Annotated in this window: 21 protein-coding genes; all 21 read right to left on the bottom strand. The window is 50.9% G+C overall.

All coding sequences use genetic code 11. The annotated features are described in order from the left end of the window. Nucleotides 1-54: 54 nt before the first annotated feature. Nucleotides 55-2,109 (bottom strand): tetratricopeptide repeat protein, encoded by a 2,055-nt coding sequence (locus KJ869_05880; GenBank protein ID MBU1576720.1) that lies wholly within the window; start codon nucleotides 2,107-2,109, stop codon nucleotides 55-57. Nucleotides 2,110-2,152: 43 nt separating this feature from the next. Next, complete coding sequence (locus KJ869_05875; GenBank protein MBU1576719.1) at nucleotides 2,153-3,178, bottom strand: GNAT family N-acetyltransferase; 1,026 nt, start codon at nucleotides 3,176-3,178, stop codon at nucleotides 2,153-2,155. After that, the gene (locus KJ869_05870; GenBank protein MBU1576718.1) at nucleotides 3,156-3,911 is read right to left on the bottom strand and encodes a class I SAM-dependent methyltransferase; all 756 of its coding nucleotides are present in this window, start codon (nucleotides 3,909-3,911) and stop codon (nucleotides 3,156-3,158) included. The genes KJ869_05875 and KJ869_05870 overlap by 23 nt, the downstream gene beginning before the upstream one ends. Nucleotides 3,912-3,919: 8 nt before the next feature. Further along, nucleotides 3,920-5,119: a hypothetical protein gene (locus KJ869_05865; GenBank protein ID MBU1576717.1), complete on the bottom strand. Its 1,200-nt coding sequence runs from the start codon at nucleotides 5,117-5,119 to the stop codon at nucleotides 3,920-3,922. A 10-nt stretch (nucleotides 5,120-5,129) separates the two neighbouring features. Next, nucleotides 5,130-6,374: a hypothetical protein gene (locus KJ869_05860; GenBank protein ID MBU1576716.1), complete on the bottom strand. Its 1,245-nt coding sequence runs from the start codon at nucleotides 6,372-6,374 to the stop codon at nucleotides 5,130-5,132. After that, the gene (locus KJ869_05855; GenBank protein MBU1576715.1) at nucleotides 6,364-7,239 is read right to left on the bottom strand and encodes a class I SAM-dependent methyltransferase; all 876 of its coding nucleotides are present in this window, start codon (nucleotides 7,237-7,239) and stop codon (nucleotides 6,364-6,366) included. Before KJ869_05855 ends, KJ869_05860 begins: the two co-directional genes overlap by 11 nt. Nucleotides 7,240-7,245: 6 nt before the next feature. Beyond that, nucleotides 7,246-7,443: a hypothetical protein gene (locus KJ869_05850; GenBank protein MBU1576714.1), complete on the bottom strand. Its 198-nt coding sequence runs from the start codon at nucleotides 7,441-7,443 to the stop codon at nucleotides 7,246-7,248. 294 nt (nucleotides 7,444-7,737) lie between these two features. Further along, the gene (locus KJ869_05845) at nucleotides 7,738-8,487 is read right to left on the bottom strand and encodes a class I SAM-dependent methyltransferase (GenBank protein ID MBU1576713.1); all 750 of its coding nucleotides are present in this window, start codon (nucleotides 8,485-8,487) and stop codon (nucleotides 7,738-7,740) included. A gap of 44 nt (nucleotides 8,488-8,531) precedes the next feature. Further along, nucleotides 8,532-9,257 (bottom strand): polyprenol monophosphomannose synthase, encoded by a 726-nt coding sequence (locus KJ869_05840; protein ID MBU1576712.1) that lies wholly within the window; start codon nucleotides 9,255-9,257, stop codon nucleotides 8,532-8,534. A 1-nt stretch (nucleotide 9,258) separates the two neighbouring features. Next, entirely contained in the window at nucleotides 9,259-10,632 is a 1,374-nt protein-coding gene (locus KJ869_05835) for a radical SAM protein (GenBank protein MBU1576711.1), read from the bottom strand. Between the two features lie 10 nt (nucleotides 10,633-10,642). Beyond that, nucleotides 10,643-11,779 (bottom strand): DUF362 domain-containing protein, encoded by a 1,137-nt coding sequence (locus KJ869_05830; protein ID MBU1576710.1) that lies wholly within the window; start codon nucleotides 11,777-11,779, stop codon nucleotides 10,643-10,645. Nucleotide 11,780: 1 nt separating this feature from the next. After that, nucleotides 11,781-12,851, bottom strand: a complete 1,071-nt coding sequence (locus KJ869_05825) for a radical SAM protein (GenBank protein MBU1576709.1) — start codon at nucleotides 12,849-12,851, stop codon at nucleotides 11,781-11,783. Between the two features lie 9 nt (nucleotides 12,852-12,860). After that, complete coding sequence (locus KJ869_05820) at nucleotides 12,861-13,844, bottom strand: hypothetical protein (GenBank protein MBU1576708.1); 984 nt, start codon at nucleotides 13,842-13,844, stop codon at nucleotides 12,861-12,863. A 34-nt stretch (nucleotides 13,845-13,878) separates the two neighbouring features. Further along, a complete protein-coding gene (locus KJ869_05815; GenBank protein MBU1576707.1) occupies nucleotides 13,879-14,943 on the bottom strand; it encodes a radical SAM protein in 1,065 nt (354 codons plus the stop codon). Continuing rightward, entirely contained in the window at nucleotides 14,940-15,833 is an 894-nt protein-coding gene (locus KJ869_05810) for a glycosyltransferase (protein MBU1576706.1), read from the bottom strand. Before KJ869_05810 ends, KJ869_05815 begins: the two co-directional genes overlap by 4 nt. 2 nt (nucleotides 15,834-15,835) lie before the next feature. After that, the gene (locus tag KJ869_05805) at nucleotides 15,836-16,933 is read right to left on the bottom strand and encodes a glycosyltransferase family 9 protein (GenBank protein ID MBU1576705.1); all 1,098 of its coding nucleotides are present in this window, start codon (nucleotides 16,931-16,933) and stop codon (nucleotides 15,836-15,838) included. Then, a complete protein-coding gene (locus KJ869_05800; protein ID MBU1576704.1) occupies nucleotides 16,917-18,413 on the bottom strand; it encodes a sigma 54-interacting transcriptional regulator in 1,497 nt (498 codons plus the stop codon). Before KJ869_05800 ends, KJ869_05805 begins: the two co-directional genes overlap by 17 nt. A gap of 18 nt (nucleotides 18,414-18,431) precedes the next feature. Next, nucleotides 18,432-19,364, bottom strand: coding sequence for a carboxypeptidase-like regulatory domain-containing protein (locus tag KJ869_05795; GenBank protein MBU1576703.1), 933 nt, complete (start codon nucleotides 19,362-19,364; stop codon nucleotides 18,432-18,434). 2 nt (nucleotides 19,365-19,366) lie between these two features. Continuing rightward, entirely contained in the window at nucleotides 19,367-20,047 is a 681-nt protein-coding gene (locus KJ869_05790; GenBank protein MBU1576702.1) for a hypothetical protein, read from the bottom strand. Between the two features lie 29 nt (nucleotides 20,048-20,076). Beyond that, a complete protein-coding gene (locus KJ869_05785; protein ID MBU1576701.1) occupies nucleotides 20,077-21,789 on the bottom strand; it encodes a protein kinase in 1,713 nt (570 codons plus the stop codon). Next, on the bottom strand, nucleotides 21,786-22,160 hold the full coding sequence (locus tag KJ869_05780; protein ID MBU1576700.1) for a hypothetical protein: 375 nt from the start codon (nucleotides 22,158-22,160) through the stop codon (nucleotides 21,786-21,788). The genes KJ869_05785 and KJ869_05780 overlap by 4 nt, the downstream gene beginning before the upstream one ends. Between the last annotated feature and the right edge of the window lie 2 nt (nucleotides 22,161-22,162).

Here is a 22,162-nt window from a genome sequence, read left to right as displayed (position 1 = left end):
TTTTTATTTTTTCTTTCTGCTTTCTGCTTTCTGCTTTTCGATTTATTTCTCTGCCTATCTTTTAAAATATTCCCGCAAATTTTTAGCCGCCTCCGAGGATGGATCTATGGCCGCGCCCTTCCTCCAATAGCCTACTGCCTTCTCCCGATTTCCCCGTTTCATCTCGATTATCCCCAGCCGGTTGTAGGGCCAGGCGTCGCCGAGGGATACCTTGGTGGCCGTGATGTAAAGCTTTTCGGCTTCTTTAATCTTACCCTGGGTCTCCAGCACATAGCCCCAGTTGCAGTAGGTCAGCCCCAGGTTGACGTCATATTTGACCGCTTGCTTATAGGCTGCAATGGCTTGGTCAATTTTTCCCTGCCGCAGATACACATTGCCCAGGTTGTTATACAATATGCCGTTTTGGGGATCGTTGCGCAGGGCTGCCTTGAACTGTTTCTCGGCCTGCTCCGGCATATTCCGGTTGAAGAAATAGTTTCCGGCCAGAACGTAGGGCATCCTGGCCAGGGGATCCTCCCTGAGCTTGGCCTCCATTTCCTTTAAGAATATCTCCGGCGGCAGGTTCAGATCGGGCAGGGCCGGGTTGATCGGGGAAATATAGGCCTGGATCAAATCCTTATATTTTTCGCTTTTCCGAACATAGATCAGGCAGGCGTCGTCCCAGAAGACCAGCGCCCAGTTCCGGCTGTCTATCAGATAGCGGTTGAAGGCCTCGAACTGGGCCACCTGGCCGCTCAGGCTGTAGGGCAGGAATATCCAGTCTATCTGATACTTGTCCAGAAGCTGTAGCTGTCCCCCGAAGATCCTGAACTGGTCCTGCATCACCTGGGTGTTCATATAGGGGGTAATCCTGCCGTCTACAAAAACCGGAACCTCCTTCCATAAAAGGTACCCGCCGATATCAAAATCATTGAAGACCCGGGATTCGCCCCGGTGCTGTTTGAGGAACTCCACTCCCCGCTCGGAGTTCATCCGGGGCCGCCAGTCCAACTTGAACCTCTGCCACAGATGCTGCCCGCTGCGCTGAAACAGTCCCGCGCCAATCAAAATCACTAGAATCAACAATGCTAATATTACATTGTCCGACACTTTGAACTTTAAACTTTGAACTTTAAACTTTGAACTTATTGTGTCCACCGCCCCCTGCCAATTTACTGCGGTAAAGGGAAAAGACAGCCAGACCAAAAACCACAGGTATCTGGTGACCCAAAAGGTCTGATAAACAAAAACGGTGTACAGCAGCCATTCGGAGAGCCGGGTCTTTTTTATGTTAAGAAGCAGGCCCAGGCCCGAAAAAGCTATCCAGATAAGGCCGTAAATGACGAACGGTTCGCGGGAGAAGCCCGGGGATAAAAGCGGCTGGTATTCCAACACGGATTTCCAGATGAATATGTCAAACTCCTTGGTAGCCGGATCGGTAAAGAGCTTTAAGACGTCTGTGGTTAACCCGAACCCGTAAGGGGTAAGCCCCGTGGCCAATAAAGCCAGCAGGAATGCGGCCGCCGACCATTTTAGAAAACCCCACTCTTTATTTTTAATTCCGGCATGTAATCCGTCTATCAGGGTTAACCCGTATAGCCCCAGGCCGATGATATAGCCCAGATGCATATTGGCCCAAACCACGAACATACCCGCCGTGCTTACAAGGAATATCCATTTTTTTATCCGGCCGGAACGGAAAAGCTCCAGCAGGTAAAGCGATAAAAGAAAGAATGCAAAACTGATCACCTGTATTCTCTCGGCAAAAGCATGGTTTAAAACCAGCAGAGCCAGTGCAGAAGTCAACAGGGCAGTAAAAGGCGATGCCCCCCTCAACCTCATGATCTGCAGGCCGAGGAAAAAGGCCAGGGCCAGGGCCAGCGCCTTGAATAAAACAATGCCACCAATGCCCCACAGCAGGTACAGGCCGTAGAACAACAGGCTGGAAAGCCATTCGTGGAATGGCCAGGGCTGACCGTAGGCAGTGTGGCTCCAGATATCAACCGTTGGAGCATGTCCGGTCTGGGCCACATAACGACCGGTAGCCAGCATGATGTACAGGTCGGGGTCCGAGGCCGGGTAGATGGCGGCGGCCAGGACCAAGCCAATGACAACAGCAAATACAGCCATCCATTGCCAAGTGCGACTTATTATAGGTACCTTTATTTCAGTTTTATTTTTCATTGTTTTTAAACACATTCGGCGTCGGATATTTTTTTCGATAACTGAATATATCGGTTTTTTTAATTATTTGATTTATCAGGCAATTAGTATGCCTGACCAGAAGGAACCTTTCGCGCGGATAGCCCCCGATCCTCATTTTGCTCAACTCTGCGGTCTGGCCCAAATTTACTTTGTCAAATTTATTTTCGATGGAAAACCTTATTATCGCCAGCAAAAGATTATTGTATATGCTGTACTCTTCATTCGATTGATCGTTAAATCCGCCAAAAAGAAAATACAGATACCGCCCTTGGGGGACCAAGAAGGCCCAGGCTAAGACAGAGTTATCTAATTCCAGGCCTAAAATATAATTTTTGCCAGGAAATTTTGTAAAAAATTGCCGGGGCAAAACAATTGAGCGATATCTCCGGGCAACATCTACATATAAAGAATATGTTTTTTCATCAAGCCTGTCGGGCGGGATGATGGAAGGCCTTAAATTACTTCCCATTCTCAGACTATCCGCTATTCTGGATTTATAATCTGAACGGAAGCTCTCTAGGTATTGGGCAAAAGAACTCCACCGGATGTCGAAATCAACCGTAGGAAAGTGTCTTCGCCATGACCAGCCCTTGACTTCCGGCCCCCGTTCTCGAAGCCCGCTTATCAACTGGAAACCTCCGCGGAAACAATTCATTGCCTCAGCAACATCTTTTACCCGGCCGGCATCAGAGAACCCCGGCATGGTGCTGAACGGAATTGGCAGGGAACAGACTGTCGCTGGTCTATGTACGGTAATTGGCCCCAAGGTAAAAGGAAGCATTGGTTGGCACACGGGTCCAGCCAGCGGTTTTTCTCCGGGTTTTTCCAGCCAAAAATAATTTTGTTTAAGGGGGCTGCTCAAAAACAGATGCTGAAGAATGCACCTCTTGCTAAAAACATCCTGTTCTGGATAGGCCTGATCCCACTCTTGGGGAAGATCATCCGGGCAATTATATATTTTTATCCCGCCGTTATTTTTTAAAAGCGCTGACATATATCATTATTGAGTTGGATAGATGCGGTATATATTCCACCGGTCCGTCATATTTAAAAGATATTTTATGAAAACCGGCATTGGCGAGCCAGGATTTTATATTCCCCTGGGGATACCTTCTTAATCTTTGGTTCTGATCATCACCGGGCCGGGGCAACAGATATTTTCTGCTTTTAATGATACCTGTATTTCGGCTTGCCAGCCAGGGATAATAACCCTGCCGGGATAGTATATAAATCGGCCAAAAGGGCAGTTCCCAAAGCGAGTGCTGGCGCAAGGCGGACAGCAGTAGCATACCTCCGGGTTTTAAAACCCCGGCAAGCTGATGGATCTGACGTTCGGGATCGTCAGCCGTCTGCATAACGCCTAAAAATAGAGCTGCGTCAAAAATATTTGGCTTTAGCGGCAACAGCGATGCATCACCGCCAATCAGCTGGCAATCAGCATAATGTCCCCGTGTTTTTACTGACCTAAGTTCGTTAATAGAGAAGTCAAGCCCCATTATTCGATGCCTTAGTTTGGTCAGTTGCTCAATATTTATGCCCGGCCCGCATCCGATATCTGCTATCAACAGTTTTTTACCAGCAGAATATTTCCTTAGGCCGGATTCGATAAATCTTTTTTGGTTTTCAATAATATACTCGTACCACCAGCTTGCCTTTTGCCAATCCGGAATATTCTCAGTTGCCAGCCGGTCAAATCTATTATGCCAGTATTTTTCCAAACTATTCAAAACCCACCTTAATTATTTTGCAGTTTTCCTGAAAAACCGGGGAAAATATTCCCCCTGCGTTTAATTTTTAACAAGAGTAGGTTCCTTACATGCCGCAACTCCGGCTGGCAATCCCTGATATCGAATATTTTTGCCGTATTGCTTGGGGTGCGCAATGACCTTGTAAACGAATTTCGCCAAGGCATCAATCGTTCCTTGATCCATTCATCAAAATAGACCCAGTAGAAGCCCGGCTCAGCAATCTTGATATCTGAGGGTCGGGATCCCATAGCCATTTCAACGGCAATTTCGGCCAGGCTGACCCCGGCCATTTGCGACACCCTCTGTCCCAGTCCGTAGCGGGGATTAAACTCTATGAACTGGAACTCCCCAGTGTTCCAGTTGCGCATGAATTCGATATCGCAAATGCCGGAATAATTTATTTGTTTCAAAAATTTTACCCCGGCGTCATAAATCTCCTGATGATATATGGTCCTGATCACCACTCCGCTTCCGTAGGGTTGGGGATTGGCCTTGAGTTTCTGGGCCAGGCAGACGGCATAGGGCGTTCCATCCTTTACCGCCGCACCGAATAGGAATTGGTTGTAATCAACCCCGGGTATCACTTCCTGTATCAACGGCTTGAAACCAAGATCGGTTGTTTTATCACAGGCGTTATTCAACTCCCGGTCATTGTTGGCTAAAATAACCTTTTCCCCCAGAGAATCCCTGAACAGCATGGATTTGGTGGAATATCTGGCCTTCACCACCACCGGGAATTTGATATTTTTTGCCGGCTCATTATTTTCGTCCAATATCGAGCTTTGGGGTATGGCTATCCCGGCAGACACGGCCATTTGCAATTGGTTCCATTTGTCCAACAGCGCGGTGATCTCTTCAACCTGGCAATCTAGCATTTTGTACTGCGGGGACAATTCTTTTTTATTCTGAGACAGCCATTTCCCGTACCCCTCGCTGGCCCCGATTATCACCTTATCCCCCGTAACCTCGCCGGCTTCCTTCAATAGACCGGCCATTAAAACATCCGGAGCATCCTGGGGTAATGGCAGCACAATGCCTTTTACACCCCTGGTATACAGGGCGATGTCGCTTTTCAAGTGACCCACTACCACTACGCTATACCCCGCTTCGAGCAGTTCGCGGGCCATTTCCAAACCCAGAAAATTGCCTTCCAATATGAATACCGTAGGCTTCGTTCCGTTGTTCAAATTTAAACTCTTATTGCATTACAAATTTCGGTTTATCAAACGAAAATTCCATCTCCATGGGCACGAAATAGGCTCCGGCACCTTCAACAATCAAGATGTCCCCAATCTCCAGCTCCGGCAGTTTGGCCCCGGCAAATAGCCGATCCCAGGGCATGCAGGTGGGGCCAACGATATCATAGGATTTTTTATTTCCTGTATCGTTCTTTCCCGGAACTGAGACCCTCCGGGTCTCGCCTACTAACGGCCCGGCCGCCCCCATCCTGCCGCCGTCAACGATGGCATATTGTTTCCTGCCGGACTTCCGGAGACCGACCACCTTGACAGCCAGTATCTGGGCATCGCCGGTTATTATGCGGCCCGGTTCGGTCCACATTTCAAGATTCTCCAAACCATATTTCGTTCTGGTCCGATGAAAATACCCGGCGGTTTCCGCCAATATTTGAAATCCATCATCGGGGCCTGCCACCGGGGCCGGCCAGGGCCGATCAAAAAACCTCAACCAAGCCTGTTCCCAGATGGTCAGCATCCGCATATTCGAGCCCGGAAAGCCCCCTCCGATGTCCAGCGCCCTGATATCGGTTCCCAGTTTTCTGTTTACGGTTCCGATGAAGGCCAGAGATTCATCAATTGCCCGGCGATAAGCTGTTAAATTGCTACTGCCTAGATGAAAATGTATGGTTTTAAGATCCAGTTTTTTATTGGCCGTGATCCTTTCGGCCATGGCGTAGGCCGAACCGTCTTTGATGATATGTCCGAACTGACCCTGCCAGCCCACGGAGGGACGGACCCGCAGTCCCAGTCCGATCCTGTATTCGACCTCCTTTGACAACTGATTGACGATATCCAGCTCCTGCGGGGCATCGATATTTATGCATTTGATCTTTTTCTCTGCCGCAGTCCGCAAGGCCGCCGGGGATTTGTATATGCCGTTGAATACTATTCTGTCCGGAGGCACCCCCAGACCGAGGGCCAGGTTCAGTTCGCGTTCCGAGATCACCTCGGCCCCGGCCCCGTTTTGGTGCAACAGCTTTAAGACCTCCGGCACCGGATTGGTCTTGTAGGAATAGAAGATGTTATCCTGCCAACCATGCTTGGACAGGACTTGTCTGGCTCGGTCAATATTTTCCAACAATACCTGCCGAAAGGCGATCTGCAACGGGGTGCCGTGTTCTTCGACGGCCCCTTTTACTATTGCCTCCATTGCCTTCGCCGAACCATCGACGGGCAGGCAGGCCTGAGTTTTGTCAATCGCCATTTTCGCCTCGCTGTTCAAAAATCATCATCCATCCTCCGGCCAAATAATAAGGCAAACGGTCAGCCGTTTTATAATCAAACTTAAATAAGCCCGCCGGAAATTTAAGATACGGGAATATTGTCCCCAGTAGAGTGGCCGCGAAATCCTGATTTTGATATTCCCTTAATTTAAAGCCATATTCCGAGAATAACGATAACAACTTATTCATGGAATAAAATTGTTTGTGATAATCATCGACAAATAGATCCCATGCCGTGATTTGACGATTTGTTAATCCGGTTGCAAGTTTTCTTATCTTTCTTATAATTTCCAAGCCCATTTTGGTTTTGCGTATCGGCAATAAAACGATCTCCGCAAACTCTCTAATGCTGTGCCCATTGGGACCGGTAAATATTATAATCCCTTCATTTTTTATCAGCCGTTTACAATGAGCGACAATACTTTCAGGGCTGGCACAATGTTCCAATACTTCGCTGACAATTATTGCATCAAACACCTCTCGGCCCGGCAGATACTCAACAGCTTTATTTAAAAAAGCGACCTTCCCGGGAAAAGTATTACTCTCCCTTGCAAAATTTATAGCTGATTCGTTTATGTCTATACCCAAGGCATGGCAGTTAAGACTGCCCACGGCATTGGTATGGAAACCGTATCCGCACCCCAAATCCAAAACCTTAAATGTTTCCGGTTTCTTGGTCTTTGACAATACGCCGATAATAAAATTTAAATTGATATCCCAAAGAGCAACTTCCCCCGCATCAATCTCTAATATCCGCGCGTTTTTCCCGCACTTTGCCCGGATTAATCCGGCAACAATTTGATGATGCTCTTTGGGCGCCATTAAATATGTTTTTGGCGAGTTCATTTGGCATTACACCGTAAATAAAATTGGTGTTTCCGGCACCGGATTGGTCTTGTAGGAATAGAAGATGTTCTCCTGCCAGCAGTATTGAGATAATACGCTTTTAGCCTTGGTTATATTATCAATCAAAACCTCTGAAAATGCAATCTGTAAAGGTGTGCCGACCCTTTCAACCGCAGCTTTTATTTTTTCTTGGAAATATTTCATGGCTGTTTATTTTACTTTGAAAATATCTCTGATCACTGCCCATTTTAAAATACCAGACATACGGTTCTATACTCAGCGTCATAAATCGCAACATAACCCGTCATTCCCGTCCCGCATCGCAGTGCGGGATAAACTCCAGCGGGAATCCAGGAAAACACTGGATTCCGGAGCCTGCCCCGTACTTGATACGGGGTCAAGCCCGGTTGAGCTCATCGGTAAGTGATAGTATGAAACGAAATGCGCCTTTGGAGCGAATGACAAGCTGCATAAAACTTATATCGTCGTGTATAAATTCTATTTTTTGATTCCCTCTAAAACTATCCACCAACCGGTAAATAACTTCATCCTGGTATCCAACCGGCCCCATTTGCGGCAGGCGCCGATCATCATGCCATTTATCCGGTCGGTAATCGGATTATTGATCCTGTCAAAAAACTCGATCAGGGTGGTAAGCCCGATGGGCACATGCATAATGGCCGTTGATCGCCCGACGGCAAACCCAGCCCGTTTCAACAGCATTGTTGTCTGTCTTACGGAATAGAAATAATCGGTCTGATATTCGTGTTTTTTGAATTTCTCGGCCAGCCGAACACCCAGATTAAAGAAGGGATTGTCGGAGGAGTTCAGCGCCAGCACTAATTTTCCGCCAGGCCGCAAGATGCGACAACATTCCTTTAGGGCTTGATCTATCTGCGGGAAGTGGTCGAAGGTTGACGGAGAAATTATAACATCCACGCTATCGTTTGCCAGAGGAGCAATTGTGACATCGCCCGCTATGATTCCGATATCAATATTTTGCTGCTTAAAATTATCCCTGGCCTTGAGACAAAATTTACGAGATATATCCGTTCCCAAGACATTATTGGATAGGCCGCTAAGATAGCCATAGATCCCGGTATTGCCAAAGGCGGCTTCGTAGAGGTCGGTGATTAAAATCGTTTTGTCAGGGCCGATCTCCCATTTCTCCAGAAGATCGGTGTATTCCCGGTTTTTATATTCGGCCAGTTTGGGGATAAGATAATAGTCGCCGACTTTATCTGCCACATCATCCCAATAGGCATTGCCGGAAGTGTTTGTTTTATCGCTGTTCAACGCAATTGTCCCCACTTTTCAGTCTTGGCCAGGTAGCGCAGGATGGGGATCATCATGAATCCCTCAAACATGATCTTAAAGTTGAAGCTGGAATTGCCCCGTTGCCGGTCGATGAACACTATCGGCACCTCCTTGACCCGGAACCCGGACAGGATGCTGCTGTAGAGTATCTCCTGCACGATAGCCGGGCCGCGTGAGATCAGAGAATCAACATCAATGGTCTCCAGCACCTCTCGTTTGAAGACCCGATAGCCGGAAGTGCAGTCCTTTATCTTTATCTTAAGCACCAGTCTGATATACCAGTTGGCAAAAATGGTAATGGCATGGCGCAGCCAACCCCGGCCCACATCGGCCCCCCCTTTGACGAACCTGGAGCCCAGGACCACATCGGCTTCGTTTAAGCCCTCCAACAAGGTCGGCAGATGCTTGGGATCGTGGGAGAAATCGGCATCCATCTCCACAATGGCCTCCGCCCCCCAGTTCAGAGCGTAACGCAGCCCGGCTATCCCGGCCAGTCCCCTTCCCCTCAATTTTTTACGATGCAGAATGTGAACCCGCGGATTCTCGGCTGATAGTTTATCAATTATCTGTCCGGTGCCGTCCGGGGAATTATCATCCACCACTAGGATATCGACCTGGGAGGTATAGCCGAATATCTGACCTATAAGTCTTTCGATGTTTTTTGATTCATTGTAGGTAGGGATCATTATCATGGTTCTCATGTCAGCTGCCCCCTAAAAATAATCCGGCTGCTTCCTGGAGATTGATTCTTAATTCGGTTAAAGACCTCATAGATAAAGCTCTTTTAAGAAAATATCCCGGCCTCAGATAAAATTTCCGGATAGCCACTTTCTGCCACTGTTTCATTATCTCTCGGGACAGTTCCCCTGAAAACACCCCGGCCTCGGTTGACTGATCGCCCTGGCTGGAAATATCCCAGCCCTCCTTTTCGGCCAGGGATTTTAGGGGCGTCAGCGGTTTGGCCACCGGCAGATTGAATGAGGCGAAATCTGGATCAAGCTCCAGGACAAGTTTCAGGGTCTGCTCAAAAGTCCGGCTAGTCTCACCCGGCAGCCCGATAATGAAAGTGGCCAGGGTGCGGATGTCCATCCTGCGGCAATCCCTAAAAGCCTGCCGGAGATCCTCCAACCTTATCCCTTTATGATGCCGGTCCAGGATATCCTGACTGCCGGATTCCACTCCGATCATGATCAAGTCGCAACCAGCCGACTTAAAAATCTTCAGGTATTCGTCATCCAGCAGATCGGCCCGGGAGAAACATCCCCAGGGCAGGCCAATCTTTCTTTTATTCATCCCTTCCAGCAAAAGCGCTGTCCTTTTCCGGTCAACCCCGAAGGTCTGGTCTCCAAAGGAAAAATATTTAATGCCCAAATCTTTGAGATATTCCAGCTCCTCCAACACTTCTTCCACCGGCCTCAGTTTATAGGGTAGCTGGCCGATCAGGCAGAAGTCGCATTTAAAAGGGCAGCCGAAATCGCTGACCACCCCGGCATATGGCAGTTTGCGAGCAAACGGCATCCGGTATTTTTTATAAGGGAAGATCTCATGCCTGGGGATGCCCGCGGAATACTCTTCTGCCCGAGGGCTGCGCCGGCAGCAATACATTCCCTGGGATAAAAAGGCAATATCAACAGAATTTTTCTCATCGCCAATCAGGTAGGAAAGCCACCCGGTCGTGGCATAGTCCAGCAGAACAGCATCGATGGCAGGATTTTCCCTCAAGACTTTTTCGGTATCATCGAACCCGGCGTCTCCGCTAACAATGAGTTTGACGCTTGGCAGGGCCTGCTTGATCAGTTTAAAAAAAACCATGTCGTTGACAAAGGAGGCCAGTCCGAAAAGCGAGACAATAAAATCCGGACGGCTTCCAATTATTTTATCCAGGGCAGAATCAAATGTAAGCCTGTCGGCCATGGCGTCAAGAGCAACAATATCATGCCGATCGCCCAGATAGCCGCTGATCACCAGCAGGTCGATGGGCGGAGTCAGGTAGGCCGCCTTGGAGACCTTGCTGCAGTAGCTGTCCCTCAAATAGATCCGGTCTCCCGGGGGATTCAAGAGCATTACTTTGGCCATGGCAATACAATCATTTCCTCAGTTTAGCAAAGGCTTCCACCAGCATCTCCGGCGAGGGCGGGCAGCCCTCCACCCATATTACGCTGGGATCATTCTTAAGATGCCGGGTGCAGTCCCCCACTGCGATCACTTTCTTGCGATTTTTGGGCAGGGCTGCCTCTTGGCCGTAAACGAAATTTATCCGGCCGAATGCCATCTGCCACAGCACCGGCATCAGGCTCCTGGCCCACTTGCCGGGATTTTTTGCCGAGGAGATCAACCCCTCGCGGGCCGCCCCCCCGCACATACTGCAGGCCAGGGGCGTCCTTTGATTGTGCAGGCCTAGCATTTTCAGCATCTCCATCTCGGGCCTCTTGAATTTTCTGGCACAGTCTTTTAACTGATCTCCGACAATACCGGGCTCGATGCTGCCCAGACCCATTTCGTAAGCCAGCTTCAGATGTTCCACCTCCAGCGGGTCAATGCCCATCAGCCGGCAGCCGGCGGCATCCACCGCCAGGGAGTCGGCTCCGGCCATCAGGACCTTGAGGCCGACCTTTTTCCCGGCAAACAGCGGCCCATCGCCTTCGATGGCAGTGAACCCGTCCAAAATGGTAAAATCGGGCCGGATCAGTTTATAGAGTTCGGCCACCGGGCGGTGCAGTCCATTCTTGTGGAACCGCTTCTTGTCGGAATAGGATAAAAGCCCTTTCTGATTCTTCAAGCCCAAAGTTACCAAAGTATTGATATGGGTTTTAAGTTTGGGCAGGTTGATGTAGTAAGCGTCTTTGAAGATCAGCGGCAGCGACAGCTCTCCGTCATACCATTTCACCTGATAGCGAGGGGCCTGGTTCAGGTCCAGCAGCGAAACGTTCTGTTTGCGGGACAGTTCGCCAAAACCGGTTTTTTCAAAGGCCTCCACCGGATCAACCCCCAGCCCCGGCCCTTCGGCGATGGTAATGTCACTGACACCCAGCCGCCTGAGATGCTCGATCAGCATCCCCGCCTGGCGGACATCGCTGACCACCCCGCTTTTCCAACTGATGGGATAGACCAGGTTGGGCTTCAGCACCACCGGACGGTCTTTGGGAATTGACAGAGGCAGTTCTTTTAGCCAATCGGAGAACTGCGAAATGTGCTTGATTTTTTTTAGATATATATCGGGCATTTTATTTGTAGGGATCATTTATAATACATTGGTCACAAATAGTATGGCTTTTAAACCAACCCCTGGTCCTCAATGTTTTTCGGGCCTGTTGATATTTTTCATTGTTCCATACGGCCATGATGTCGCTGTCGGACAAAGAGCCGAAATCATCATCCTTATGATAGCTACCGCAGCAGGGAGCAATACCTCCGTCGGTCCGCACCGCTATCTGGTTCCACAGAAATGGGCATTGAGCAACTTTTCGAGAGGCTCCTTTATTGGAGTTGTACAAGTGATAACGGTGGTCCTGGGGCAGGTAATCTTCCAATTCCTCTTGTTTTTTATCGGCGGCATTATAAGCCAGGGTCTCCATTTTAGCAAAAGATGCGATAAATTTGATCTCATCAATCCCCATCTGTTTCGCCATGGCAATGGCCTGGGGGATCTCGGTCTCATTGTGCCGGAACACGATGAACTGCCAGACAAGGCGGGGGTATTTGGCCCCCCGCCTTGTCTTCTCGGCAGCGATGGCCTTCAGGTTTGCTATGACCTTCTCAAAATCCCCGCCCCGGCGGTATTGTGAATAGCTGCCGGCCGATGCCCCGTCAAGGGATACTATCATGGTATCCAGCCCCGAGTCCATCAGGGAATTCATCATCCGGCTTTCAAAAAGTGTTAGATTGGTGGAGACCACCGTCCTGATGCGTCTATGGGAACAGTATTTGACCAGGTTGAACAATTCGGGGTTCAACAGGGGCTCGCCCCAATTGTATAAATATGTCTCGTATAAATAAGGCGCCAGCGGATCGACCGCTTTCTTAAAAGTCTCGAGCCGGAGATTGGTTTCTTTTCTGCCGGCCAACCTCCGGCCGGTGGGACAGAGCGGGCAATTCAGATTGCACCGGTCGGATGGTTCGATGATCATCTTTACCGGCCGGGCCAAGGCCCTATCAAGAAGCAAAAAATTCTGGGCCAACCCCAGCATCAGATTATAGAATTTTCGCCAGCTGAAATACCGTGTAAATATAAACCGCTTCAGCAGATCTACAGTATAATTATTTTCCCAGGGATAGGAAACCTTCGTTTTGGGCATAATGATCTATCAGCAGTCCTTTACTTTTCCGATGACATATATATGATGGGAATTGAGCCTCTTGAACCAGGGCGGCAGATTGTCCTCCAGCCAGCAAAATAAATTCAGCAGGCCGGATTTATTTTCCGCCTTATTCTGCAATCCCCATTCCCATTTTCTGCCGAACAGCCTGACGATCCTGTCGATATCATCCTTCAGGGGCATGTCCTGGGTGTCCATCGAGGGCGGAACGTCAACCGCTCCGGCCTCCAGAACCTCCAGCCCGGCCCTGGTAAAGGCTTTTATCATCCCGGCCATTTGGGTCATAGCGATATTCCCGTGGTCCCAGGGAGCTTTTTTTATCGCGTGATACCACCGATGCAGGGCATTTCCCAGGTTGTTATTGTTGATGGTCACCATCAGAACGATCTTGGAGCTCACCCGGGACAGCTCTTTTAGATATATCACCGGATCATTCATCTTTTCCAGCATGCAGAAGCTCCAGGACAGCTCATGGCTCCCATTAGAAAATGGCAATGCCACCGCACCGCTTTGAAACAAACAGACCTTGTCGCCCAAGCCCTTGCCCTGCCAGGTGGCCTCGGCCTCCCGCAATAACAGCAGGGAGGGATTGGTCAGACACATCGGCCGGGACAAATGTCCGGCCAGCACCAGGCTGTTGGCACCCGGAATTCCGGTTATGCCGTCGGCCGGAGATTCCAGGGCTGATTTTATTCCGTACTGCCCGGCTATCCGGCTCAGCAGGCCGTCCACCATAATCCTTTCGTATTTCGTACCCAGGCCTTCGTCCCCCCCGCGGGGCGACATATATCTAAGATTATTCTCCACAAAAAGCCTGATCCGGGCATCGGAATCGTCGGGCACCGGTTTTATCTCGTTAGATTTGCGGACCGCTAGTGTCTGCCGGACAAATACCAGAAAGATGAAAATATTCAGCGGAATATTTATCAATAGCCACAGAATAATGGCGGCCGTTTGTTTGATCAGGGACATTATAAAACGAAATATTGTGGATGCATCAATATTGTTAGAATATCAGATCCCGGATTACTTTCAGAGAGGTCGGAAGATCGAACACCATATTGGTGTATGAAGCATTGGCCAGGGGACAGGCGCACTGTCTGGCCTTGATCATTTTCCTGGTCTGGCGGGCCTGGGGCGCATGCCACAGCTTTTTGAAATTATAGCCGTGATCGGACAGCCGGCCCATCCCGTCACCCCTGATGCAGCAGCCCCAGACCGCCCCATCCGGCATTATCTGGACTGAGGCAAACCCAGCATAGCAGGGCAGGCCGCTTTTGCCCTGCAGTATCCTGTATACATAACCGTAGTACTGCCGGCGAAATGACTGGGCGATCCCGGCCCAACCCTTCTTCTTGCTCAAGTCGATCTCTTTGATCAGATGATCGGCTATTGGCTCATATTCTTCCGGGGAGGGGGTGATATCCAGGTCCTGGTTTAATAACTCCGCCCTCTTTTCGGCCACCTCAGCCACCATGGAATCGGCTCCCAGCTTTGCCAGTTCCGAGCGCTGTTTCTCAAAACCAGTCAGGTTATTTTTCGAAATGACCGTACCTATGCCTATCAGAAGATTGGCCGGCTGATCCTTCTTCAGGGCCTTGATGGTAGAGACGGCGTTCCGCCAGGCATCCCTGTTACCTCGGATGCTGTTCTGTTCCTCTCCGACGGAATCCAATGAAACATTAATGATGAAATTTATCTTAGGGTGTCGGTTGGCCAGGTCCCTGACGACCACTGACGTTCTATCGGGCATACTTCCGTTGGTGGGGATATTTACTAATTTGGGACGACAGATGCCGCAGCACAGGTCAACAATATCTTCGAAATCATCTCTTAAGAAAGGCTCGCCGCCCGAGAAGGTGACCCAGTAAGGCGACCGTCCCAGTGATGTAAAAAGTTTTCGGTAATCTTCAATCGCCATCTCCGGAAGATTTGATTGATATATCCGGCAGGTGGCACAGCGATAATTGCACCGGGTAGTCAGGCTAATGGTGTAGTTCAGCGGCATGACCACCGGCCAGCCCCAGGCCCTGAACATCCGGTAGGGTATCTGTCCGACGATGGGGTTCATTTTTTGCCCTTCGGATCTTTGGTGGAGGCAGCCATATCCCACACAAAGGGGTTTCTCTTGGCCAGATAAAAATCATACCGAGCCATCGCCCTGGCCCATAATTCCAAGAACAGGGAGCCAATCAGATAAATCACGTTCCTGGGGCTGAACGATACCTCATTTTTTAAAAGCTTCAATACCTTGAAATTGTCCATGGTGTCGGGAAGCTTCCAGTCGGGCCGCAATTTAAGCAGATGGTGATAACCGACAAGATGCCTTCGGCGTACTTTGAGGAAATCGCGGATATTGTCCGGCCCCCTATTTCTGAAAACCGCTTGAGGTATGTATTTGGGGAAATATCCTCTCTCCTGCACCAATTGGACTATCCAGGTCTCGTCAGTAGCAGTATCGGCCGGAATAGCATCAAATACCTTGCGAAAAGCCACTGCTTCGCCGGCCTTGAAACTCTTCAGCGCAATACGATGATGAAGTGACCAAAAAAGGTTCACATAAAAGCCCATGAAGCTGGTCCGTTCGTTCTGGGGGATGATCCTGCCGGCAGTAACCCCTACCAGGGCATCGGCAAAAGGCCCGACCAATAGTTCTAAGGCCCCTTCGTCCGGCAGGATGTCGGCACTCATCAACACCAGCAGATCATTGGCGGAATTCTCAATGAAAAGGTTGACGGCTGTGGCCTTCCCTTTCCGATGGGACTCGGTGATCAGTCGGACCCTGCAGTCTTTGGCGGCATATGATCGGACGATGGATTCGGTGCCGTCGGTGCAGCCGGAGGCCACTACCACCACCTCGGCCAGCCCGGAAACATCCATTTGATATACTAAGAGGCGGTCCAGTAATCTGCCGATATTGGCCGCCTCGTTATAAGCTGCAATGCCTACGCTAAAATTCATAATTATAAGTTTCTCTTTACCGCAGCCAGCACGGTCCCCGGAGAAATGCCGGCCATACATTTAATATCCTGACAGGACTGCCGATAACAGGGAGAGCATTCTACGCCGGCCGACAGCTTTTCCCCTCTTCCGTACAGATCGATCTCCTGCTGGCAGGTAGGGCCGAATAAAGCGATCACTTTTCTTTCCAGGGCGATCCCCAGATGCATGGCCAGGCTGTCGGCGCTGACCAGCACCTCCAGCAACGATATCAGGGCCGCAAACTGCCTGATATCAAGATCGGCCGGTATGACAATGGTTCCGGGGACCTGTTTGGCAATCTTTTTAACCAGCGTCCTTTCGTCCGGGCCGCCCAGCAAAACAGTCTGGCCGATCTTTTCCTTTTTGATCATCTTTGCCAGACGGGTATAATTTTCATCGGCCCAGGCCTTGGTGGGAAAAGCCCGGCCCACTCCGGTATTCAAACCGATCAGGGGAAGCTGGTGTTTGTTTTTTATCAATCTTGACAGATATTCGCCCGCCCAGAGTATTTCCTCTGCGGTCGGGATATACTGGTATTTTTGGTGTATATATTTCAGCCCGGCCGTTTCGATGACCAACTGTTGGTAGCTTTTCCGGTTGATCAGAAACTTAAGCTGGTCCGATAGTCCCAGGTCATAAAGATATCCTGACTTTTTATCCAACGGGATAAGGTATCCCTTGAGATCCCAGCCGAAACCGGTCTTTTTATCAGCTTCCAGGATCGAAGCCAGGGCCGCAGCCCTGGGCTCCTTATCCAGACATATTATCCATTTGAAGCTCTGGGCCGACAGCTGGGTAAGGGATGCCGCATCAAAACAAAGCAGTTCATCGATCGTCGGATTGTTATACAGCAAGGGGACGGCATCGTGATCGGTCAGCCAGGTGATCTTCATATTTGGGTTGTGCTGCTTCAGGGCCGAGGCCAGCGGAGTGGTTCTTAGCACATCCCCCTTGGCGGCCAGTTTTATGATCAGGCAACTTTCTTTCCAGGGCTGATAGTTCTGGCAACCGGAGCATTCCCGGGAACGTTTGCAGGGCCTGGTCCCGGCAAAATAGCGGCAGTCACTTTTCCAGCGCATGGCCGTCCTGTTTCAGCTCTTTCAATTTATACTGCAGGGTCCGCAGGCTTATTCCCAGCTGGTTGGCGGTCCTCTTGCGGTCCCCCTGGCAGGCCTTCAACGTTGACAGAAGATAATCCAGCTCCATCTGATGCATGGTTTTTCCGGTAATCACCGGCTCGGCCTCAGGTTTTTGGGACAGCACCGAACCAGGCAGGTCCTCCACTCCGATGATGCTGCCCTTGGCCATCACTATGGCGTAAGATATCACGTTCTCCAATTCCCGAATATTCCCCGGCCAGTAATAGGCGGTCATGGCATCTTTGGCCTCTCTGGTGATATCCGAAATCTTCTTGGCCGCCGCCTGCTGGGAATTCTCCAGGAAATGATGGATCAGCAGGGGGATATCGTCCCTTCTCTCGCGCAGCGGCGGCAGGTCTATGGTAACCACATTCAGCCGGTAATACAGATCCTCCCGGAACCGGCCCTCGGCCACCTCCTGTTTAAGGTTACGGTTGGTGGCCGAAATGATCCGGACATCCACCCTGATGCTCTTGTTCTCGCCGATCCTCCTCATCTCACCGTCCTGCAACACCCGCAGCAGTTTGGCCTGAATGGTGGGCGAGATGTCGCCGATCTCGTCCAGGAAGAAGGTGCCCCCGTCGGCCTCCTCGAAAAGCCCTATCTTGTTGGCGATGGCCCCGGTGAAGGAACCTTTTTTATAACCGAAAAGCTCGGATTCCAACAGGGTCTCCGGCAGCGCCCCGCAGTACTGGGCCAGGAACATGGCTTCGCGGCGCGGCCCGTTGTAATGGATGGCCCGGGCTATCAGCTCCTTGCCGGTCCCGGATTCTCCCTGGATCAGCACCGGCACCGAACTGTCCAGCACCCTCTCCACCAGGGAAAGGGCCGCCATGAATTTGGCCGACTTCCCGACGATATTATCGAACTGGTAGTGGTGCCGGATCTCTTTTTTAAGGATCAGGTTCTCTTGGCGCAGCCGGGCCTGCAGTCTGGCATTCTCTATGGATATGGCCGCCATGTTTGCGAAGGCCGCCAGGAATGCCTTGTCATCGTCAGTAAAGACGTTAGAGGTGGTGCGGCTGTCGATGTAGATCAGCCCGATTATCTCGTTTTGCTTTTTGAGGGGGGTGCACAGCACCGAGCGGATATTATACAGCATCACGCTTTCGGAGCCGGTAAAACGCGGGTCTGTCTTGGCATCCGAGGTCAGCAGAGGCTCCCCCGTTTCCATCACCTGGTTCAAGGTAGTGTGAGATATCTCTCCGGGTTTCTCGATATCCTTCTGCTCCAGGTTCCTGGCCACCTTGACCGACATCTCCTCCCCGGGGGTGTCCCGCAGCATTATAAAACCCCGCTCGGCCCTGGTGGTGGATATCACCAGATCCATCACCTTGCTGAGCAGCTCCTCGAAATCGGGGATGGAGTTGATGATCTGGCTGATGTCGTAGAGGGCCAGTATCTCTTTTCTATCGGTCATAATATGATGTAATATTAATTATGGATTATAAAATAAAGCTTCGGCTATAGCTCTATTGCCAAGTGTGTCTATATTGATGACCTGCCATAGATAATCGCGCTCGTGCTCCAAGACGGCATCGCAATAGACACTATTTACGTTGGACAGGTCCCGGCTCCAGGCTACTGTGATATCCTTCCATACCTCAACCCTTACTGAGCAGACTGGCGTCCCGTTAACCCAGCGGAGCATCCCCGGTAGCGGGAAACTGGTATTATTAGGAGATAGAGCCGAAGGAAGTGTCATTCTCTGGGGAACCTCCGCCTGACCGGTCTGAATAATTGAATCCAAGCTGTCAATTGTAAAAGTTATTAGTTTCCCGGCTATTGACTCATCATTGTAATTCCACTTAAATCTCCAGCGGTAATTTCGTGTAGTAGAATTTATTATTGAATAGCTTTTATAAATATAAGCACTGTCGGGAAGATATGTCGCTTTATATTGGAAATTATTCAAATATGCTTCGTTGACTGGATGTATTACCAGGCAAGTAGGAATAATTTCCCATAGAATTTGACCATCAGTGGTGACACGGTACTCGGTGGTAACCTTGGGGTCAACTATTTTAGGTTTGCCACGGAGAATAAAGTTTTTCTTCAAACGGCCGTCGGAGGGGACATTGATAGTGTCCACCTGGGTATAATAATAGGGATGTTCCGCAGTTAGAAAATAGGTCCTTCCGCCCTCCAGCTCGATGTTGTACTGGCCGCTGCTGTTGGTGCGGACCGAGAGGTTGGCAGGCACGGCGCTTATCACCGCATTACTGACCGCGCCTCCGCCCCAGCCTGATACTATGCCGCTAACGCCGCTGCCGTTCACCGGGTCCAGCGGGTTATCCCGCTTGGCGTCCGGCCCGCAGCCCAGCGTTAAAACCGCCAGTAGGCAAAAGGCTATGATAAGTCTGTTGTGCATTTTCACTTTGAGATGATAATATCTACCAGATTGTATACCCAAAAGGATACTGCCAGGTTGACGGTAAAATTCCGGGCCTTGTACCAGTTGTTATACGTTTTATATTTGGCTTCGATGTCCCCGGGATCGGTGGCGTCCAGATACCGCTGATGGCTGACATAGCTTCCCAGCACCGCCAGCCCGGTCCCGGCGGCGACCCCGGCCGCCCCCCATTTAAGGATCTTCCCTTTCCGGGCATCCCCCCGCAGCGACTGGCCCCATCCCGGCCAGAGGGATGACCGCCAAAGCCCCTGGAATTTACCGGGCCGCCCCTTTTCGAACAGCAGGTTTGGCCTCTGGCCGCCATTGGAGGTGGCCCGGAAAAACTCTGCCTGGGCCTTTTTGAACACCTCTATGATCTTGGGGGAGACGAACTCCGGGTTGAGCTCCAGCTTTGGTTTTACGGACAGTATCTGCCGGAACCTTTCAATGGCCCCGCCCTCCTGCCCCATGGCCACCAGGGAGAAGGCCAGGTAGGTCCGGAAGTAGATGATCTCCTCTGGGGTAAACCCCGCCGTATCCTCCAGGGATTTTTCCGCGATCAAGATCACCTCCTGGAAATAACCCTGCTCATAGGATTTGATGACGGCGTTCATCGGGTTGTCACGCTGGCCAAACGCCACAGTGGAAAGCAGCGAGATCATAACCCCAATATATAGAATATTTTTATTCATCATTGCAGAACGATCTGTCTTTCGGTGACAATGTCTTCGGCGATCCGGATGGTCTCTTTCCATTCCTTGCCCTCCGGGCCTATCAGCTTCAGTTCATGCTCGCCGATGGAGACCTTTAACGGCTGGCCCAAGGGGGTGGTGCCGTGTTCGGCTCCATCGATCAATACTTTGGCCCAGGGCAGGACGCTGAGTTTAAGATAGCCGAACGCTTCGGGCAGATCAAGCGAGATCAGGGCGGTGTCGCCCGGGTTTATTTCTATATCCTGCCGGTGTTCCCGGCGGTTGGGGTGGCGCAATATCAGGGCATGGCGGCCGGCATCCAATTTTAACGGAGCCTTGATGGGCGTCCGGTCGATATAATTACCGTCAACATATACTTCAGCCCAGGGCTTAACGGAAAATCTGAGATATCCCGGAGTCAGAACCACCGGAAGGAGATCCACGATAATTGCCAGTTTCTGGTTTTCTTTAAGGACAAAATCGGAGGCCTGGTCCTGATACCCGGTTTGTTTGACCATAAGCCGGTGCTGGCCGGTGTCCAGGGTGTTGATGGCCAGCGGTATCTTGCCCTGATAGCGGTCATCGATATAAACCCTGGCTCCGGTGGTGCCGGAAATATTCAGCAATTGCCGCGCTTCCGGCGCCGCGATCGGCGATGGGGATGAGGTATCGGCCGGCATAACGGCGACCGGCAGGTTCCTTTTAAAGAATCGGCTTAGATATTTTATCCCGTAAAAGGCCGCACTGAGGGCCATGGCCGTAGCCACAAAATATATAATCAGGCGCTTAAGGAAGTAATCCCATCGTTCCTGTCTGGCCAGTTTTACGATCAGTTCCTGGTCATCCTGCCGCGGCTGGTAACTGTCGGGATCAGCCATATAACGCGACAGGGCTTCGTTCCGAATCAGAGTATACGGCTCCAGGTCGGAGAATACCTGGGCTGATCGGGAATACCGGCGGTGCTTATCCTTCTCCAGCAGTTTGAAAACCAGGTGGTCTACCCCGATAGGTATCTCCGGGTTAAGCTTGGCCAGCCTCCGGGGCGACAGCCTTAGGGTCCTATCGATGCTCTGGGAGTGGGTTTCTCCGGCAAAGGGGTTGTCGCCGGTCAGCATCTGGTACAGCATTACTCCGGCAGCATAGAGGTCGGAGGCCTCATCGCCCTTCTGCCCCTTTATCTGCTCCGGGGCCAGGTAGGCCAGGGTTCCCACGAAGGTGCCGGGATCGGTAATGGTCAGGGCCTCCTTGGCATAGGCCAGACCGAAGTCGGTTATCTTGACGATCCCGGATTTGGTTATCATTATATTGGCCGGTTTGATGTCCCGGTGGACAATGCCCTTTTCGTGGGCATATCCCAGCCCGCTTATCACCTGCCTGATTATGAATACCGCCACCGTCAGGGGTGCGGTTTTCACCTTGTCCAGCAGTTGTTTCAAAGAGCCGCCGTCTATATACTCCAGCACTATGTAATACGAACCCTCGAAGACGAAATAATCGATGATATCGACAATATTCTGATGATGCAGTCCGCCCAGGATGTTGGCCTCCCGCTCGAACCGCTTGACAAATTCGGAATCCTGGGACAGGTGCGGATGCAGCTGCTTGATCACCACCTGCCGCCCCATCTCCCGGTGGGTTCCCAGGTAGATGGTGGCCATGCCCCCGGTGGAAAGCAATTCAACGGCCTGATATTTCCCAATAGCTTGGTTCACCCGGCAGCCCCCAGGGTTTCTATCTGTGACAGGTCCAGCAGCAGGTACATCTGCGAGTCGGTCGTGCCCAGGGCGTAGAACTGGGGAATCTCCTTAAGGATGGCCGGCCACACCCCCAGGGTCTGGTCGTCCAGATCCACCAACCCCACGATCTGGTTCACCAGCAGCCGGATATCCCTGCCGTTCCAGGCACAGTTGATCACCCGGTCGGCCTGCCCGTCCTTGACCCCGAAAGCCTGCGGCAGGTCGTACTCCTTTACCCCGGCGCGTTCAGTCCCTGCCGGGGCGGCCTCCCTCCGGCCCACCGAGTTTATATACTCGGCCGGCAGGCCCAGATGGTGCGGCCCTATGGTAAAAGCCAGAATCCTCATTT

The organism is Candidatus Edwardsbacteria bacterium, assembly GCA_018821925.1.
In the GTDB taxonomy this organism is placed as follows: Bacteria; Edwardsbacteria; AC1; order AC1; family EtOH8; genus UBA2226.
The sequence above is the reverse complement of the archived record's forward strand: the minus strand, read 5'-3'. Positions and strand labels throughout refer to the sequence as shown.